16 protein-coding genes are annotated in these 18,134 nt (G+C 40.0%); 10 read left to right on the forward strand and 6 right to left on the reverse strand.

Annotated features, from left to right (window positions below; all coding sequences use genetic code 11):
• Positions 1–2 precede the first annotated feature (2 nt).
• Entirely contained in the window at positions 3–1,304 is a 1,302-nt protein-coding gene (gene thrC / locus BVH02_RS05790; protein WP_086500663.1) for a threonine synthase, read from the forward strand.
• 65 nt (positions 1,305–1,369) lie between these two features.
• On the opposite strand, the gene BVH02_RS05795 is transcribed toward thrC, so the two are convergent.
• The 3 genes from BVH02_RS05795 to BVH02_RS05805 all read right to left on the reverse strand — a co-directional run bounded on the left by BVH02_RS05795 (position 1,370) and on the right by BVH02_RS05805 (position 4,791).
• On the reverse strand, positions 1,370–2,119 hold the full coding sequence (locus BVH02_RS05795) for an XRE family transcriptional regulator (RefSeq protein ID WP_086500079.1): 750 nt from the start codon (positions 2,117–2,119) through the stop codon (positions 1,370–1,372).
• 204 nt (positions 2,120–2,323) lie between these two features.
• Positions 2,324–3,277: a Fic family protein gene (locus BVH02_RS05800; protein ID WP_086500081.1), complete on the reverse strand. Its 954-nt coding sequence runs from the start codon at positions 3,275–3,277 to the stop codon at positions 2,324–2,326.
• A 539-nt stretch (positions 3,278–3,816) separates the two neighbouring features.
• Positions 3,817–4,791: a polyprenyl synthetase family protein gene (locus tag BVH02_RS05805; protein WP_086500083.1), complete on the reverse strand. Its 975-nt coding sequence runs from the start codon at positions 4,789–4,791 to the stop codon at positions 3,817–3,819.
• 147 nt (positions 4,792–4,938) lie between these two features.
• Between BVH02_RS05805 and BVH02_RS05810 the strand changes: the two genes are divergently transcribed.
• From BVH02_RS05810 to BVH02_RS05820, 3 genes are all read left to right on the forward strand, one after another.
• Positions 4,939–5,427, forward strand: a complete 489-nt coding sequence (locus BVH02_RS05810; RefSeq protein ID WP_086500087.1) for a DUF4199 domain-containing protein — start codon at positions 4,939–4,941, stop codon at positions 5,425–5,427.
• 77 nt (positions 5,428–5,504) lie between these two features.
• Complete coding sequence (locus BVH02_RS05815; RefSeq protein WP_086500091.1) at positions 5,505–7,202, forward strand: 1-acyl-sn-glycerol-3-phosphate acyltransferase; 1,698 nt, start codon at positions 5,505–5,507, stop codon at positions 7,200–7,202.
• Complete coding sequence (locus BVH02_RS05820) at positions 7,180–8,238, forward strand: NAD(P)H-dependent glycerol-3-phosphate dehydrogenase (protein ID WP_086500093.1); 1,059 nt, start codon at positions 7,180–7,182, stop codon at positions 8,236–8,238. Before BVH02_RS05815 ends, BVH02_RS05820 begins: the two co-directional genes overlap by 23 nt.
• Positions 8,239–8,437: 199 nt before the next feature.
• Here BVH02_RS05820 and BVH02_RS05825 read toward each other — a convergent pair whose 3' ends face one another.
• Both BVH02_RS05825 and fbp read right to left on the reverse strand, forming a co-directional pair.
• Positions 8,438–9,595 (reverse strand): PQQ-dependent sugar dehydrogenase, encoded by a 1,158-nt coding sequence (locus BVH02_RS05825; RefSeq protein ID WP_086500098.1) that lies wholly within the window; start codon positions 9,593–9,595, stop codon positions 8,438–8,440.
• A gap of 84 nt (positions 9,596–9,679) precedes the next feature.
• Positions 9,680–10,702: a class 1 fructose-bisphosphatase gene (gene fbp, locus BVH02_RS05830; RefSeq protein WP_086500100.1), complete on the reverse strand. Its 1,023-nt coding sequence runs from the start codon at positions 10,700–10,702 to the stop codon at positions 9,680–9,682.
• A 57-nt stretch (positions 10,703–10,759) separates the two neighbouring features.
• Between fbp and BVH02_RS05835 the strand changes: the two genes are divergently transcribed.
• Positions 10,760–12,028 (forward strand): aspartate kinase, encoded by a 1,269-nt coding sequence (locus tag BVH02_RS05835; protein ID WP_086500103.1) that lies wholly within the window; start codon positions 10,760–10,762, stop codon positions 12,026–12,028.
• Between the two features lie 96 nt (positions 12,029–12,124).
• A complete protein-coding gene (locus BVH02_RS05840) occupies positions 12,125–13,246 on the forward strand; it encodes a Gfo/Idh/MocA family protein (RefSeq protein ID WP_086500105.1) in 1,122 nt (373 codons plus the stop codon).
• Between the two features lie 193 nt (positions 13,247–13,439).
• On the opposite strand, the gene BVH02_RS05845 is transcribed toward BVH02_RS05840, so the two are convergent.
• Complete coding sequence (locus BVH02_RS05845; RefSeq protein ID WP_317045416.1) at positions 13,440–14,039, reverse strand: low molecular weight protein-tyrosine-phosphatase; 600 nt, start codon at positions 14,037–14,039, stop codon at positions 13,440–13,442.
• An 82-nt stretch (positions 14,040–14,121) separates the two neighbouring features.
• Between BVH02_RS05845 and BVH02_RS05850 the strand changes: the two genes are divergently transcribed.
• From BVH02_RS05850 to panB, 4 genes are all read left to right on the forward strand, one after another.
• Complete coding sequence (locus tag BVH02_RS05850) at positions 14,122–15,384, forward strand: 3-deoxy-D-manno-octulosonic acid transferase (protein ID WP_086500109.1); 1,263 nt, start codon at positions 14,122–14,124, stop codon at positions 15,382–15,384.
• Positions 15,385–15,469: 85 nt separating this feature from the next.
• On the forward strand, positions 15,470–16,393 hold the full coding sequence (gene rsgA, locus BVH02_RS05855; RefSeq protein ID WP_086500111.1) for a ribosome small subunit-dependent GTPase A: 924 nt from the start codon (positions 15,470–15,472) through the stop codon (positions 16,391–16,393).
• Positions 16,394–16,534: 141 nt separating this feature from the next.
• Complete coding sequence (locus tag BVH02_RS05860) at positions 16,535–17,038, forward strand: phosphoribosyltransferase family protein (protein WP_086500117.1); 504 nt, start codon at positions 16,535–16,537, stop codon at positions 17,036–17,038.
• Positions 17,039–17,042: 4 nt separating this feature from the next.
• Positions 17,043–17,864: a 3-methyl-2-oxobutanoate hydroxymethyltransferase gene (gene panB / locus BVH02_RS05865; RefSeq protein ID WP_086500120.1), complete on the forward strand. Its 822-nt coding sequence runs from the start codon at positions 17,043–17,045 to the stop codon at positions 17,862–17,864.
• Positions 17,865–18,134 lie beyond the last annotated feature (270 nt).

The following is an 18,134-nucleotide window of genomic DNA, read 5'->3' on the forward strand; positions in this document are numbered from 1 at the left end:
GTATGAAGTTTTATAGCACAAATAATTCAGCCCATCAAGTTGGCCTTGCTGAGGCAGTGATCAAAGGTTTGGCGCCAGACCAAGGGCTTTATATACCGATGGATATTCCTGTTCTATCGAATACTACTCTGGATAAATTTCCTGAAATGAGCTTTCAGGAAATAGGCTACGAAGTGATTGGAGCATTGTTCGCTTCCTCGTTGAGTCAGGAGCAAATCAAAGAGTTGGTAGATCACACGCTGACTTTTGATGCGCCGCTGGTGAAGGTGGAGGAAGATGTCTACAGCTTGGAGCTTTTTCATGGACCAACGCTTGCGTTTAAGGATTTTGGAGCACGCTTTTGTTCCAAACTGATGAGCATGCTGATGGAGAAATCTGATCGCACCGTGCGAGTGCTGGTAGCTACTTCTGGAGATACAGGATCTGCCGTCGCTAATGGATTTTTGGGTGTAGATGGAGTGGAAGTGATTATTCTTTTTCCAAAGGGGAAAGTTAGTGAGCTTCAAGAAAAACAGTTTACAACTTTGGGACAAAATATCACTGCACTGGAAGTGGATGGGGTTTTTGATGATTGTCAGAAGTTAGTGAAAGAAGCATTTTTGGATGCTGAACTGAATACAAAACTGTTACTGACTTCCGCGAATTCAATAAACGTGGCTCGCTGGATTCCGCAGTGTTTATATTATTTCTACGCTTATTCCAGACTACCAAAAAGCGAAAAGAAAGTAGCATTTGCGGTTCCCTCTGGGAATTTCGGGAATATTGCTGCAGGTATTCTTGCTCAGAGAATGGGTTTACCAATTGATCAATTTGTAGCAGCTACTAACGCTAATAAGGTTGTGCCTGACTACTTAAATGGAGCTGAGTTCAATGCGATATCTTCCGTTGCAACTATCAGTAATAGCATGGATGTAGGGAACCCGAGTAATTTTCCTAGACTTGTTGCGCTATACGGTGGAGATTCAAAAGTTCTTAAGGACAACGTTAGAGGGTATTCCTATTCTGATGAAGATACGGTAAAGGTAATGCAGGAAGTGAAAAAATCTGGTTACACAATGGATCCTCACGGAGCAGTGGGGTATTTGGGTTTGAAGGATTTTATGGCAGAAAACGCCGATTACCAAGGAGTATTCTTAGAAACTGCCCATCCAGGCAAGTTCCGAGAAACGGTAGAAAGAGCGCTGGATTTGAAGCTTGAACTTCCAGAAAGACTTGCTTCTTTTATGGATGGAGAGAAAAAAGTGGAGGCATTGGGAAATGACTTTGAGGAGTTTAAGGGGTATTTGGAGAGCCTAGAAAATTAGCGTTCCCATTGAAAGTAGGAGGCATTCGGGTTCAAATTTACTGGATGCTATTTATTAGAATTGTATCATCTTGAAGTGTATACGTTTACAATTTGGAGTAACATTATACATTCATCTAAATTCACAGGGAATTCAGGATATGTCTTTTTGTCTCCATTAAGAGACATACAGATAATAGTCATATCGTTGGTGTCATGTTCAGTTATTCTGTTCACTATTATTCCTTTCTTGTGAACAATCACATAATCCTTGAGTCTGTTGATGTGGAATCTGGAATTCCATAGATTCTTATTAATTTCCCTAGCGGTAACAATTGCGCCTGATATTATAGATTCAGAAGTCCCATTATTCATGCTTTCCCCAATAACTCGAAATGAATAATGTTTTGCTAAAGGAAACCTGTCCACAACTATAGAATGGTTTGGCATTTTCTCCAAAAATTCCTGATCGGTAAATCTTGAAATAAATCCTGCATGTGCATATTCTTCAACCAAAAACGTAATTAATAAACAATTTCCATTTTTCAAGGGGATGTAATCATTTATACCTTTCTCAATGATTATGCTAGGCTCTGATATAAAATGAGTATTTACAGTGTTTGAATTTTCATTTACGCTTTCCCAAATGTCTTCCTCCTCAACATTAAATTTGGAAATTATAGTTTTAACTGTCTTATGTTGAAGGTTAGTTGTATTGAAATAACTGTGAACTTGCTGCCTAGTTACTCCAAGCTGCTTCGCGACATCCGTTTTGCTTAACTTATTTTTTTCTATCCACTGCTTAAGCATAGGTCCTGAGTAAATTTTTATTGACATTTTGTATATTTTTTCAGTAAAACTATGTGTAGTGTAAACATACAGATTAAAATGTAAATATAAAATCAATGCATTAACATAATGTAAGAGGGGTGTTAATATAGAGAATATACATCCAAGTGGGGTTTTGAGCAAAAAAGGATGTTTACATTGATGTTCAGTGTAAATACAGCATAGGGATTCAATGAAAAAACTTTTGAAAATTTACTTTACAAAATACCTCATCTGATTTCCTTTTCCTTCAGCCAGAATAAAGCTTGATTCCACCGCTTTTTTCAAATCCCGACTTGCGGTAGCAGAGGAAATTGTCTTGAAGACATCCATGTAATCTTTTCGGCTAAACTTAATTTTCCCTAAAGAAATAAAGTGAGCGATACGCTGCTCTGAGGTTAAAGTTTGGCTGTTGACATTTAATAAGTTAGCAAGAGAAGCGTCGATAATTCTAAGCATATACTCGATAAAAATCGTTGAATTCCCAGATTTATCACTTGCTGACAAGGACTGATAATATTCATCTTGAGTTTGACTAATGAGCGTTTCAAAGGGTAGAAATTCGAATACAGCATATTTTTCCTTAAGAATTATAGTTTGCCAAAGCCTTCCCATTCTTCCGTTTCCATCCATAAAGGGATGGATGAACTCCATTTCGTAGTGAAAAACACAGCTTTTGATCAAAGCAAGCTCATTATCATTTTTTAGATACTGGAAAAGATCCTTCATGAGTCCAGGAACATTGGAGGCAGGCGGAGCCAAATGTGCAACTTGTGATCCTTTAACTACTCCAACCCCTCGCGTTCGATAACAGCCATATTGATCAATCAATTCTTCCATCAAAGTTGCGTGTGCGGATAAGAATGATTTCTCAGAGGAGGATTTGTAGGCATTTAGATTTTCATAAACTTCTATCGCATTCAAGACTTCAGTAATGTCTTTCTGTGGACCAATGATACGTTTGTTTTCAATCAAAGCCGTAATCTGATCTTCTGAGAGTGTATTTCCTTCAATCTGAAGAGAAGAATGGATGGTCTTAATCTTATTTTGCTTGCGAAGCTGAGGAGATTGCTTGTCTAAAAAAAGTGTATTTGCTTCACCGATTTTTTCTGAGATCGAGCTGACTAACTGCAGAATCTTCGGCGTAATATCATATGGTGGTCTCATTGATAGTATCATTTGATACTATCAAAGATATCATAATTGAGATTAGGAAGGGTATGTATGGAGGTTTGTACTTGTGAAAAAGTGATGGCTACAAAATGATTTTGAGGGCTAGTTGGAAGAACTTCTTTAGTGGAGCGAGCTGGAATCTGTAATTCTTTAAACCAAAAGTTCGACAGCTTCGCCGTCGTGGGGTTATTTTCTATTTAATTCCTACCCCGCATTTCATACGGGGCTATTCATGGTTTGACCACTTTGTGGTCGATCAAATAAAAATCTATTGGAATCGTATAACATTATTTATTTTGATCCTGAAAGGATCAAACCTTGAATAGCCATGGGTGCAACCCATGGGAAAAAGCAGTGACAATTAGCACAGCGACCCTGAAAGGTGTCGAACTTTATTGTTAATTGTTGGAGAGCAATTTATTTATCGCTGAACACAAGCATTGAAATTACATCGGTCTCCCGTCTTCCAGCCCCACCCCATATATCAACGAGATTTACTCGACTAATTTAAAGCATCTGCCCATCAAAGGACTCTACTTCTTCCTCTCAATCGTATAGCTCACCAATCCTTCCAGAGATGTTTTGTAGGCAGATTCCGGGAAGGTTTTTAGAATATCGAGTGCTTCCTCGTAATAGCTGTCCATGATAGTTTTAGCATATTCAAGCCCCCCACTTTTCTTTACAAAACTGATCACTTGATTGACAGCCTTCTTGTTTTCGCTGTGATTTCGGATCAAGTTAATGATCTTCTTTTTCTCCAACCATTCGGCTTTTTGCAAAGCAAAAATAAGAGGGAGTGTCATTTTCTTCTCTTTGATGTCAATACCAACAGGTTTGCCAATTTCATCTTCACCGTAGTCAAAAAGGTCATCTTTGATCTGAAATGCCATGCCGACTTTTTCTCCAAACTCGCGCATTTTTTCGATTGTTTCGAGGTTACTATCGGTACTTGAAGCACCTACGGCACAACATGAAGCTAGTAAACTGGCAGTTTTTTGTCGGATAATATCGTAATAAACTTCCTCTGTGATGTCGAGTTTTCTCGCTTTTGCGATTTGCAGTAATTCGCCTTCAGACATTTCCTTTACTGCATTTGATACTATTTTTAGCAAGCTGAAGTCCCCGTTTTCCACACTTAAAAGTAGGCCGCGTGATAGGAGGTAATCTCCAACCAGTACTGAGATTTTATTTTTCCAAAGTGCGTTGACCGAGAAAAATCCACGTCGGTAGTTGGCGTCATCCACTACATCGTCATGTACAAGCGTAGCTGTGTGCAGTAATTCTATCAGGGCGGCACCTCGATGTGTAGCATCATTGATTCCCCCACAAACTCCCGCCGTCAAGAATACAAACATTGGACGCATCTGTTTTCCTTTGCGCTTGACAATGTAATTGGTAATATGGTCGAGGAGTTTGACCTTAGATTTCATAGAGTCTCGAAATTTCAGTTCAAACTGAGCCATTTCGTTTTCTATGGGAACTTGTATTTGCTTAAGGTCTGGTTTCATTCGGTCTTTGATGCTGTAAAAATACTACCCTTTCTCTCATGGACAAGGGATTGAGGAGCTAGGTGATTCAATCTGTCGAAAATGCTGTCGATTTTATAGAATTATGTATTTTGTAGATATGATTATGAACAACAAAGCCAAGAACTTATGAAAAACATAAAGATTGAAATCAAGTGGGCATTGATCTTTGTGGGCATGATGATGGTATGGATGGTGTTTGAAAAAGCTATGGGATGGCATGATGATAAGATCGCTGATCATGCCACGATGACTAATTTGGTAGCGATTCCTTCTATTGCAATTTATGTTTTTGCGTTGCTCGACAAGCGAAAAAATTTCTATCATGGAGTGATCAGCTATTACCAAGGGTTCATGTCCGGCCTGGGTATAACGCTTATTGTTGCTATCCTAAGTCCACTTTCCCAATACATCATCAGCGAATTTATCACGCCGGACTATTTTACCAATATTATTAACTATGCTGTAGATCAGGGAGAAATGACACGCGAGGATGCAGAGTCATACTTTAATCTGAAAAGCTATATAATACAATCCGTGGCTGGAGCATTGATTATGGGGATTGCTACATCGGCTGTTGTGGCTGTTTTGGTTAAGAAAAAGGTTAAAGTTGATTGATTCTTCGTGGTGACTGGTTTCTTGAGAGAGGGGCTTTTTCACTATCTTTGAACTGACTTCTAATAAAAAACATCCACTTGGAGGAGAAATATATCAAACATAAGTACGAGCCAATTCATCCTAGCAAAGACGAATGGCCAGTAGTGAAGCTGGCAAGAGAGCGGAAGGAGTTTGTGAAAAAAGTCGCTGATCTTTCAGAAGACAGGATTCTCAAGCTCACTAGCAACAACCCTGATATTCTTAAAGAAGAATTAGAGACGACACTTTATAGGGAAAAACTCCGAATCAAGCAGAATCCCTGGGTTGTTGATCCAGATGATGATGAGTCCTTTTGGAGTGGTGTGAAATCATCCTTGGTTCAGATAAGTACTGAAGCTGGAAGAAATAAAATCAAGAAACTTCAGGAATACAAGTCAATTTTAAATAGTATCACAGCTCGATATGCAGAGGAGATCGCCAGTAATTTCAAGGCAACGCATTATAAATTCACAAGGTCTGTAGTCACTTACGGGTTTTCACGCTTGCTGAATGCTGCTCGAGTGAAAGGTTTCAAATCTATTTTTAGCAATCAGTACACGCTGCAGGATAAAATCCAAATCACTGGAGAAACGGATCATTTGCGTGATCTGGCTACCAAAGGCACAGTGGTGATGGTTCCTACACACTTCAGCAATCTTGATAGCATCTTGATCGGTTGGGTGATTTCCGTATTGGGTTTACCTCCGTTTATCTATGGCGCGGGATTAAATCTGTTCAATATTTCCATATTCGCTTACTTCATGAATTCCCTTGGGGCATATAAGGTGGATAGAAGAAAGAAGAACCTGATGTATCTCGAGACTCTGAAAACCTATTCCAAGGAAGCAATTCAGTTTGGATGCCATTCTTTGTTTTTTCCCGGAGGGACAAGATCTCGAAGCGGAATGATCGAATCGAGACTGAAGCTAGGACTACTCAGTACCGCAATAGAGGCTCAGCGTGCAAATTTTGAAAATGGATTAAATGATATTTCGGGGAAGATTTTTATTGTGCCGGTTACAATCAATTATCATTTTGTGCTAGAGGCACCAAGTTTGATCCGGGACCATTTGAGTATCACTGGCCAAGAGCGATATTATAAGGAAAATGATGAGTTTTCGAATTCGTATAAGATTTCAAAATTCCTTGTCAAATTTTTCACCAAGGGTTCAGACATCTCAGTATCTGTAGGAAAAGCGATGGATGTGCTTGGGAATTATGTCGATGTGGTTGGAAATAGTTTGGATAAGAAAGGTCGTTTGATCAATACGCGGGATTACTTTGTGTCTGGAGGAAAAGTGACCATAGATAATCAGCGGGAGGAGGAATACACGAATATGCTTGGCAAGCGTATCGTTGAGGAATTCCATATTATCAACCGTGTTTTTAATTCCCATTTGGTAGCATTTACTGCATTTGAAATCATCAAAAAACAAAATAGAAAACTTGATCTATTTGATTTGCTCAGGACTCCACAGGAAGATATCACTATTCCATACGAGGAATTTAAAGAGAATTGCCAGCTAGTTTTGGATAAAATCCATGAGCTAAAGTCTCAAGGTTTAATTAATACTGCGCCACATCTTTCGAAGGGAATGGATGAAATCATCAAGAATGGAATTGACAATGTGGGGATGTATCATTCAAAGCGACCAATTATTCAGGATAATAGTGGAGATATAGGCACGGACGACATGAGTTTACTTTATTTTTATCACAATAGATTAACAGGATATGGACTCGAAAAACTCTTCTAAACCCAAGTATATCGGAGTTGTCGGAGTAGGAAGTTTTGGTGCAGCAATAGCGAATATTCTTGCAGCCAAAAACCCTGTAATGGTATATGCTCGAAAGCAAGAAGTGGTGGATGAGATTAATTCTAATCATTCAGCTCAAGGGAAAGCATTGAGTGAAAATATAATCGCTTCAAATGATCCTGAACACCTTTGTAAAAGCTGTGACGTATTGTTTTTCATGATTCCTTCATCGGGTTTTCAACAAGTGGTTAAGATTTTTGCGCCTTTTCTCTTTCCATATCATTTGATTATACATGGCACAAAAGGACTTTGTCTTAATCTGGAATCTGGAGAAACGCTCGAAAACGTCAAGAAAATTAAGCGAAGTCAAATTCTGACCATGAGCGAAGTGATTCTGCAAGAAACTGTCGCTGTTAGAGTAGGTTGTTTAGCGGGGCCAAATATTTCTAAAGAACTAGCACAAGGTCAGCCAGCAGCTACCGTAATCGCCAGTAAGTACAATGAGGTGATTATGGAAGGACAAAGTTTACTGAGATCTGAGAAATTCCAAGTTTATGGAAATTCGGACATTATTGGGGTAGAAATCAGTGGTGTGCTCAAAAATATCATTGCCATTGCTTCAGGAGCGTTGGCAGGATTAGGCCTGGGCGAAAATGCAAAAGGGTTATTGATCAGCCGCGGAATGGTAGAGATGATTCACTTAGGTAATGCCCTTGGAGGAAGCATTAAATCTGTAATGGGGCTAGCGGGTATTGGTGATTTGGTTACTACGTGTAACTCGATTCACTCTAGGAATTTCACGGTGGGATATAGACTAGCCAAAGGAGAAACACTTACTGCAATTCTAGCAGACATGGACGAAGTGGCAGAGGGTATCAATACGGTGAGAATTATCAAAGCATTTCTGGAAACTGCCGATCTGCGAGCTCCAATCACAGAAAATCTGTATCGCGTGCTTTTCGAGGATTTAGAAATAGAAGATGCCCTGCAGTTTTTGATGAAATATCCCTTCAATGTGGATGTGGATTTTGTTTAGGTTTTTTTAACCGCAAAGCACGGGGAGTTTAACGCAGAAAATACAGAGTTATCCTGCTTCTCGCGAAGCAGGATTGGTAACATTACTTTATTCCAAATATTTATTTCTCAGATCTAGATGGAAGATTGCTAAGGTGTACAAAAAGTAAAAGCCACTTTTGAATGATCAAAAGTGGCTTTTACTTTATTTTACCCAGGTTTTATCTAATCGGAATCAATTTCACCATCAATCCTGTACCTTCTGTGATGGCATAGATATAACCATCAGGACTCTGTGAAACCTGACGCACACGTCCAATATCCTGAAGCATCACTTCTTGATTTCCAGCAACTGCACCATTCATATCTACGCGATTAATGTGCATCTTTTTCAAGGCGCCAATAAGGATATCGCCTTTCCAAGCTGGATACTTATCTGAAGTGACCATTGTCATTCCTGCAGTAGCAATAGAAGGAACGTAATAAGTCAACGGTTGCTCCATTCCTTCTTTTTCCTGAATGTCAGAAACCGGCTTATCGTCGTATCCAATACCCCAAGTGATCACTGGCCAACCGTAGTTTTTGCCTTTTTCTAGTAAGTTGAGCTCATCACCGCCTTGTGGACCATGTTCGCTTTCGTAAAGAAGGTTGTTTTCTTTGTCGAAATACAAGCCTTGAGGGTTTCTGTTACCATAAGTCCAAATCGAAGCAACAGCTCCTTCGGTGCCTACAAAAGGATTGTCTGACGGAATTTTTCCATCGTCGTGGATACGATGGATTTTGCCATGAGAGTTTGTCAAATCCTGTGCATTAGTAGGCTTATTTCCTCGCTCTCCGCTAGAATAGTATAGGTAGCCGTCATTATCAAATACAATTCGGCTACCGTAGTGTTGGTTACTTTTCCAGGCAGGAATTGATTGGATAATTTCTTCTTGATTGACAGCATTATTTCCGTCAAGTTTGAACCTCATCACAACAGTAGTAGAAGTACTGTCTGGCATTGGTTTTCCATAAGAAATATAAATCCAGCCATTTTCAGCATACTTAGGGTGAGCGATAATATCCAAAAGTCCAGATTGACCTTTAGTCCAGAACTCAGGAAGACCTTGGATTTTTTCACCCGTGAATTGATCGTCTTTGAAAATAAGGACTTCTCCTTTTTTCTCCGTAACAAGCATTTTACCGTCAGAAAGCCAAGTCATTCCCCAAGGGTTTTCAAATTCAGTGTATAACGTGTCCACATTGATCAGCATTGACTCCGTCTGAACAGCATACGTCTCATCGATAGGTTCGACAGCAACTTCTGTTTCTTTTGGAGTACAAGAGGCCCAAGCGGAAGCTCCAACTGCGAGAAGTAGGTAGCGATTGATATTTTTCATAGTTTGTTTAAAATCTGGGCACAAGATAAAGCACATCTGTCAATTCTTAAACTTTTTTACACGAGCTACATTAGGAATAGCTTTTTATACTGAGGCGGAGATCATAGATTCTGCTTCTTTCACCATATCAGCAGAGCCGATAAATAGTGGAGTTCTCTGGTGAAGGTCGGTAGGTAAGATTTCCAAAATCCGTTGAGTTCCATCTGTAGCAAGTGCGCCTGCTTGCTCAGCTATCAGTGCCAAAGCATTTGCCTCGTAAAGAAGTCGAAGTTTGCCAGACGGGTTCTTTTTGGTTGCTGGATATAGGTAGATTCCACCTTTCAGTAGGTTTCTGTGAAAATCAGCGACTAGGGATCCAATATATCGAGCAGAATATCCCCTGTCCTTGCATTGATCAACATATGCTAATATTCCTTGCTCCCATTCTCTTTGAGTTCCTTCATTTACCGAGTAGATTTCCCCATTTTTGGGTGCTTTGATGTCCGGATGTGATAGGAAAAACTCCCCTAGTGATGGCTCATATGTGAAGCCATTCACACCGCATCCAGTGGTGTAAACTAGCATAGTGGAGGAGCCGTAGAGCACATATCCGGCTGCTACTTGCTCCGTTCCAGCCTGCATGATGTCTTCTAGCTGAATTGGGCTACCAGCTGGGGTTATTCTTCGGTAGATCGAGAAAATTGTACCGATACTGATGTTTACATCGATATTCGAGCTTCCATCTAGCGGGTCTATAGCTACTACATATTTGCCAAAGCTATTTTGCAAATCAATGACAGAATCCTCTTCTTCCGAAACAATGGCACAGACTTCGCCTCCTTTGCTTAATGCTCGCATAAATCGAATGTTGGCAATGACGTCCAGCTTTTGCTGCTCTTCACCTTGGACATTGACTTGGCCAATAGCTCCTCCGATATTAGAAAGTCCAGCACGAGTGGTTTCACGATTTACTATCTTGGCAGCGAGAGCTATATCTCGGAGAAGTTGGGAGAGTTCACCAGAGGCAAAAGGAAAGTCGCTTTGTTTGAGCTTGATAAATCGGTCTAAGGTAGTGCCGACGGAGTAAGCCAGTCCTCTGTGATCTGGCTGATAAGGTAAGATTTTCATGTATTGGAATAGTTCAATTGATGGTTTAACACTTTTGAAAAATAGGTAAATATTTTCATGACAAAAACTCAGATTTACAAATTTGGGGGTGCATCAGTAAAAGATGCGCTTGCAATACAAAACCTAGCTGAAATTCTTCGTAATCGATTGCGAAATAATTTTGTAATAGTGGTTTCTGCGATGGGGAAAACTACAAATCAGCTGGAAACTTTACTTTCATTAAAATTAAATGGACAGGAATATTCTGAAAATAGTGCAATTTTAAAGGAGTTTCATTTGGAGATTTGCAGAGCACTTTTCCCGGATGAACATGTGATTTTCCCTAAAATAGAGAACTACTTCATCCTTCTCCATCATGAACTCAACAAGCCTATTTCCAAGCATAACTACGATGAGTATTACGATCGGATAATTGGTTTTGGGGAATTGCTCTCTTCGCGCATTGTGATGGAGTTTTTATGCTCTCAGGGCATGCTAATCTTATGGCAGGATGCCCGGGAGCTAATAAGTACCGATAGCGATTTTCGCTTCGCAAAAATTGATTGGGTGAGAACACGTCGGAATTGCCAATCTCAACTCAAGCCTAAGCTCGAGCAATTCCCTGTGTTGACTCAGGGATTTATTGGAGCAGATAGTACGGGTAGACCAACTACATTGGGAAGAGAAGGGTCGGATTTCACTGCTGCGATTTTGGCAGCTAGCCTCGATGCAGGCTCGGTAACCATCTGGAAAGATGTGCCAGGAGTTTTGAATGCTGATCCCAAGATTTTCAAGGATACCACTCTTTTTCAGGAGCTAGATTATGAGCAAGCTGCTCAAATGACATTTTATGGGGCCTCAGTGATTCACCCCAAGACTATCAAACCCTTAGCAAATGCTGGCATTCCTCTTTTTGTCAAGTCTTTTCTTAATCCAAATGAATCTGGAACGAAGATTCATTCCTTAGCAAAGACAGAATCCATCCCTACTTTCATTTTGAAGAAAGACCAGATTCTTGTGAGTTTGAAAGTGACAGACTTTACGTTTATAGAAGAAAAACATATTCACCTCGTCTATGAGCAGTTGCAAGGGTTGAAATTGCGAGTGAATATGCTTCAGACTTCTGCAATCACGATTTCTATAGTTATCGATTCCCAATTGTTCAAATTGGAGCAATTGCTGGAGCATCTAAAAGGAGATTTCGAAGTTCGATACAATGAAGGGCTCGAACTACTTACCGTTCTTCATCCAGATCATGATACTATTCCAGCTTTGCTGGATGGGTTTGAAGTTTTGATCGAGCAAAATACAAGAAATACCATACAGATAGTTCGCCGCGTAAAATAGCATGTTGACAGAAAGTTCTACCGGATCTAGTAATGACATTAAATAAAAAATGAATATTTTCAGGCATACAAGCTCTCAATACCTAATCCTTTCCTTATGAAGACCAGAAGAATATTTTTGCAAAAGGCCAGTCTTTCTGCTATAGCATTATCCGTTCCTGCTTTTAACCCACTTGCTGCTATGACCGATTCATTAACTTTATCCAAAGACACAAAAACGCTTCGAGTGGCCATCATGGGCTTGGGAAGCTATGGTACACGAGTTGCTGAAGCGATACAGAAGTGCGCTCGAACCAAACTAGTAGGAGTAATCAGTGGAACGCCTTCTAAAGTAGAAGATTGGAAATCGAAGTATAATATACCTGCCAAAAATTGCTACAACTACGAAAATTTTGATGCTATAAAAGATAACCCAGATATTGATGCCGTGTATGTGATCACGCCAAATGCGCAGCACAAAGATCAGGTGATTCGGGTGGCCAAAGCAGGGAAGCATGCGATCTGCGAGAAACCTATGGCTGTCAACGCGGCAGATGGACAGGCAATGGTAGATGCCTGCAAAGCTGCAGGCGTCCAGCTGCTGATAGGTTACCGAATGCACTTCGAACCAAATACACTGGAAGTGATAAGAATGAGGAAAGCCGGAGAATTTGGAGATATTCGATTTTTTCAGGGTTTGTGCGGATTTGTGATAGGTGACCCCACGCAGTGGAGATTAAACCCAGCGCTATCAGGAGGAGGAGCAATGATGGATATTGGTATATATGCGATCAATGGGGCAAGGTATATGATTGGGGAAGAGCCTATCTGGGTGACAGCGCAAGAGACAAAAAGCAATCCTGACAAATTCATAGAAGGTATTGACGAGACCATCACTTTCCAATTTGGTTTTGCAAGTGGAGCTACAGCTTCATGTCTATCGACGTATTACATGAATAACCTGGATAAGTTTTATCTGAATGGGAGCAAAGGTTGGGCAGAAATGCAGCCATCAACAGGTTACGGACCTATCAAAGGAGAAACCCATAAAGGGCCTCTTTCTGAGCCAATTGTTACTCATCAGACTGTTCAGATGGATGAGATGGCGGCGATTATTTTTGACGGGAAAAAACCGGAAGTGCCAGTAAATGGCGAAGAAGGAGTGAAAGATATGAAAATCATCGATGCGATATTTAAAGCAGTAAAAACTGGAGAGAAAGTATCGTTGAACCTCGGCTAATTATAGCTGGTAGCGGGCCTATTTTACTAATTGAAGATAAATATATTTCTTAGTGAAGTAGGCCTTGCCACAAAGCCTTAGATGAAAATCTCTTTTATTATAAGAATGAATGTCTTTGTTGTTGCTGTGGCTAGCTAAATAAAGTATTTGATTCACATTTTAAAAAAGTACCTGTTATGTGATGATTTGCAAATCAAACATAAATCTGGTGAGTGGATTTCACCTGCGTCAAGAAGCTTTCAAGTGCTTCATCTAAAATATGATAAATTTCTTCGAAGCCTTCTTCACCTCCGTAATAAGGGTCAGGAACTGGCATTCCCATTGTTTCAGCTATAAAATCCCGCATCAGGTGAATCTCTTTATCTGCAAAACCATAGCGAACTTTCAGGTTATTTAGGGTTCGCAGATTATTTTCATCCATCGCTATGATATAATCGAAATCTCTAAAATCTGTACGATTAACTTGCCTTGCACGATGCTTCAGTGGGAGACTGTATTTGGTAGCGCATTTTATAGTGCGGTCATCAGGCAATTCACCAATATGGAAGTCAGAAGTGCCAGCACTATCAGTCTTAAATCTAGTTTGCATATTAGCTGTTTTCACCTTTTGAGTAAAAATAGCTTCAGCTAAAGGCGAACGGCAAATATTGCCAAGACAAACAAATAAAACTCTAATCATATCACTTAAGCGCTTTACCAAACACACTACCTTAATAAAAAAACGATGGATTTGAAAGTACCAAAATTTGTATGGAAATACACAGCAGCGTTGGTGTTTTTTCCAAATATCCATAAAACCTGATTTTTTTCAAGTCTCCTCCAGCGGAATTAATTGCGAATAAAACAAATTCCAGTCAAATAGCTACTTTTGAGGAATGAAATGGATTTATAGAGTAGGGATATTTTTTGCAAGAATGCTTTTGCTCTTAGGGGCTCTTTTTATTCCCAAAATACGGCATTTCACTTCAAGCAGGAAAAATCTATTTCAGAGTTTAAAGGCGTTTAGAGTAAAATATCCTGGGAGTTTGGCGTGGTTTCACGTCGCATCTTTAGGAGAATATGAGCAAGCCAGACCAGTCATCGCGGAATTGAAGAGAGAGAACCCTGCCAAACTTATAGCTGTAAGTTTTTTCAGCCCATCAGGTTATGATCACGCTATTAAGAAGCCACAGGCTCAAGTAGATTTTATCACCTATTTACCTCTGGATAGTAAGCACCAGGCAGAGGAATTTGTCAGAACACTTAATCCTGATCTTGTTTTTTTTGTAAAATATGATCTTTGGTATCATCATATTATGGCTGTGAAAGCCAGAAATACGCTACTTTTTTTATTTTCAGCAGCATTTCGACCAGATCAGATTTACTTTAAAAGAGATGGTTTTTTCAGGCAGATCGTATTTCAATTCGATTATATTTTCACTCAAAATCAACCTACGGTCGACCTGCTAAAATCAATTAATTATCAGCAAACTTGTGTAGCAGGGGATACTCGATTTGATCGAGTAGCGGAGACAGCAAATAATTTCAAGGAATTTCCTGCCTTGGCAAAATGGGTAGGAGAAAAGCCAACCCTTGTAGCTGGATCGGTATGGCAGGAAGACATGGAATTGTTAATTCCGGTAATGAATGCCAACCCAGAATATCGATGGATCATCGCGCCGCATGATATCAGTCCTGAGCCGATGATGCGATGGTCTGATCTCTTGGAATTAAAATCTTCCAGGTATTCTCAGTGGGATTCTGATCTATCACCGGATGTGATTTTTATCGACAATATAGGAATGCTAAGTTCATTGTATCAATTTGCTAAGGTTGCCTATGTGGGTGGAGGTTTAGGCAAAGGACTGCATAATATTTTGGAGCCTTTGGGATTTGGAATTCCCGTGATCTTTGGTAAACTGGAAAAAACAGCGAAATTCCCTGAGGCAGCAGAAAGTCAAAAAAACGGTTGTGGATTTGAAGTGAGCGACGAAGCGAATTTGAAGTTAATATTCGAGAAATTAGAACATCCAGATTTTTACTACAAAAGTGCGGAAGCTGCAAAAACGTGGGTTAATATGAACATAGGAGCAGCTGAAAGAATTGTGAATAAAGTGGAGGAACTAGTGTCTAACTCAAGAAAATGGCCGAAGGCATGAGTAGAATTGATTTCAAGACATACGGGATTCCAGCCGATAGCTTCGGTAACTATCGAGGGGAAGATCTTCGGAAAAAATTAATAATATGAAAGGAAGAGTCATAAAATCTACCGGAAGTTGGTATTTGGTACAGACAGATGGAGAAGTTGTAGCTTCCCGTTTGAAAGGGAAATTTAAGCTGGATGACATGAAGTTGACTAATCCTATTGCCGTGGGGGATTGGGTTGAGTTGGAGAAAGAGTTGAATCAGGATACTGCGGTGATTTCAGATATACTTCCCCGAGAAAACTATGTGATTCGAAAGTCCACTCGAAAGCAGCATTTTTCCCATATTATCGCAAGTAATCTAGATCAAGCAATCTTAGTGATCACTATGAAAAGCCCGAGAACATCTCTGGGTTTCATTGATAGGTTTTTGGTAAGTACAGAGAGTTTTAGGATACCAGCCATTTTGGTAGTGAATAAAATGGATCAAATGTCGGGTGAAAAAGCAGACGATTGGCTTCTCGATATTCATGAAATATATGAGCCGCTCGGATACAAAGTGCTAGAAGTGTCTGCATTGAAAGAAGAGAATTTGAAGGATAAATTCGATTCAGTTCTAGCAGGGAAATCAACCTTGATTTCCGGGCATTCCGGAGTAGGAAAATCCACCTTGCTCAATGCGCTGGTTCCAGAAGCTGACCAACATACTAAAGAGGTTTCTGGATTTACATCCAAAGGAGTACATACCACCACATTTGCGGAGCTATTTGCTTTAGAAAATGGCGGAGACCTGATCGATACTCCCGGGATCAAGGAGTTTGGGATTTTGGAAATTGAGGATAATGAGCTTTCACATTATTTTCCAGAAATGAGAAAATACCTAGGTCAATGCAAATACAATAATTGCCAGCACTTGAATGAGCCAGGTTGTGTGGTTTTGGAGAAAGTGGAGGCGGGTTATATCCATCCCTATCGCTACGAAAGCTATATCAATATACTCAATGAGGAAGATGACTATAGATAAGGCTAGTCCTTGATTTTGAATCCAAGTAGAATTGGCCTAATTTTCATTTTTGAAATCGAGCATGACGGAATACTTCACAAATTTGGATGGTTATAAACCAAGCGAGATTCCATATGGCCTATAAAATCAAATTATAATCATATGAAAGACACCATGAGCGAAGTACTCAATCACCAACAGATAAAAAAGAAAATCACCCGAATGGCCTATGAGATTTATGAGAGAAATCTCAACTCAAAAGGTGTTGTACTTGCGGGGATTTCTGGGATGGGAAGAATTCTTTCCGACCTGCTAGCCGCCGAACTAAAAGCAATATCACCACTATCTATAGAGCAAACTGAAGTTATACTGGACAAAGTACATATAGCTTCGGAAGAGGTAAAGCTAACTCGAGATATAGACTTACAAGGAAAAACATTGATCTTAGTGGACGATGTACTCAACACTGGAAAAACATTGGTATATGCTATGAAGCCATTTTTGGATGAGGAGCTATACAAAATGGAAATCGCTGTGCTGGTGAATCGCAGTCATGGTCTATTTCCAGTTAGGCCTGATTACACAGGCTTCGAACTTTCTACTACACTTAATGAACACATCAAAGTAGATTTCTCAGGAGACAACTACTTCGTTCACCTACATTAAAAATATGTCTGTACACTCGTCTGCAAACGTCAAACGAATTACCACGCACATCCTTCAAGAGATGAAAGACCGTGGAGAGAAGATTTCCATGCTCACAGCTTACGATTATTCAATGGCCAAAATCGTAGATGCTGCTGGAATTGATATAATCCTGGTTGGTGATTCTGCTTCCAATGTCATGGCTGGTCATGAGACTACGTTACCTATCACATTAGATCAGATGATCTACCACGCCTCCTCTGTAGTGAGAGCGGTAAGCAGATCATTTGTGGTGGTGGATATTCCCTTTGGAAGCTATCAGGGCAATAGCTCTGAGGCGCTCCGCTCTACGATCAGAATCATGAAGGAATCTGGCGCTCATGCGGTGAAGGTAGAAGGAGGATCAGAGATCAAAGAATCTGTAGCCAGAATTCTTAGTGCGGGTGTTCCAGTCATGGGGCATTTGGGATTGACTCCTCAGTCGATTTATAAGTTTGGAACGTATACCGTTCGGGCCAAGGAGGAATCAGAGGCTTTGAAACTTCTGGAAGATGCAAAGCTTTTGGAGGAATTGGGATGCTTTGCGATAGTAGTAGAGAAAATTCCCGCTGATCTTGCGAAACAAGTAGCTGAGACTGTAGCAATTCCTGTGATTGGAATTGGTGCGGGTGGAGGCGTGGATGGTCAGGTCCTAGTGATGCATGATATGCTTGGGATAACTCAGGAATTTAAGCCGAGATTTTTAAGGCAATATGCCGACCTCGAAGGGATCATGATGGAGGCATTTGGGCAATACATCAAAGACGTGAAGAACAAAGACTTTCCAAATGAGAAGGAGAGTTATTGATTCAGTTAACAATTTAGAGCCTTAGTGGCTCTTTTTTTTTGCTGCGATATAAGGCATAAAGCGTTTGGTAGGAGTAAATACTAGGTCAATGTTTTATGTTAACATACTCTTAGTATGAAAAAAGCCTACTCAGTTTAAGCAAAAATTTAACGAGGTAATGAAATAAGTTTTGAAAGATTGACATTCTCCGAGTTTGGAATATTTTTCTGCAATTCTTCTAAAAAGCAAGTTCACAGATAGGTATTCTAAGTGAAAGAAGATTGACAATCT

This window comes from Algoriphagus ratkowskyi, assembly GCF_002150505.1.
GTDB classification, from domain to species: domain Bacteria; phylum Bacteroidota; class Bacteroidia; order Cytophagales; family Cyclobacteriaceae; genus Algoriphagus; species Algoriphagus ratkowskyi.